Source organism: Grimontia marina, assembly GCF_900060185.1.
Classification (GTDB): Bacteria; Pseudomonadota; Gammaproteobacteria; order Enterobacterales; family Vibrionaceae; genus Enterovibrio; species Enterovibrio marinus.
This window is the reverse complement of record NZ_FIZY01000245.1, coordinates 1-612: the sequence shown is the minus strand read 5'-3', so window position 1 is coordinate 612 and position 612 is coordinate 1. Positions and strand designations below refer to the sequence as shown.

Annotated in this window: 1 protein-coding gene and 1 pseudogene; both read right to left on the bottom strand. The window is 45.8% G+C overall.

Features of this window, described 5'->3' with window-relative positions:
• A pseudogene (locus tag GMA8713_RS27170) lies at positions 1 to 81 on the bottom strand (OsmC family protein); the annotation flags it as partial.
• Positions 82 to 111: 30 nt separating this feature from the next.
• Positions 112 to 612 (bottom strand): Gfo/Idh/MocA family protein (locus GMA8713_RS26220; protein WP_422615217.1); only part of this gene is annotated, 501 nt, incomplete at its 5' end.

The following is a 612-nucleotide window of genomic DNA, read 5'->3' as shown; positions in this document are numbered from 1 at the left end:
GCCATCCATCACCACCGAATGACCAGATTGGGATTGGCCCAAGAACTTGAAATTTTCGACCCACTTTACTTCAGCTTGCATTATTTTTGCTCTCTTCTCTGTGCGATGAAACTACAGGTTATCGGTTGGAAAAATCACGCCCGTTTGGCGGCGTATTTCTGTCAATAATTTGGAAACGGTGAGTGAGCGTAATTTGCATCGCTCATCTATTGTCTTGTTCTGTATCTGATCTGCAAATTTTTGTGCTTCGTAGAACATGCGGTTGGCGTGTTGCTCAATACTCAGATCTTGGGTTTGACCACCACGGTTAATTCTCGTGATGCGGTTGCAGGTAGAGATCATCTCAACGTGCAGTGCGGCCCCTTCACCTTGAATTTCGCTCGGCAAATAGGAGTCACTGGTTTTTGAATGCAGTAATAGCACATCAAAACCGTCATATCCTAAGATCACACTGCCGTTACCATCAACCCCCGTCTCCAGTAAATGCGCTTGGGCTTGCACCGATTTAGGCTCACCAAACAGTTCAATGGCTGAGCCCAAACAGTAATAACCAATATCCATGATCGAACCATTAGAGAACTCGGGCAAAAAGGTATTGGGCATCTCACCCTT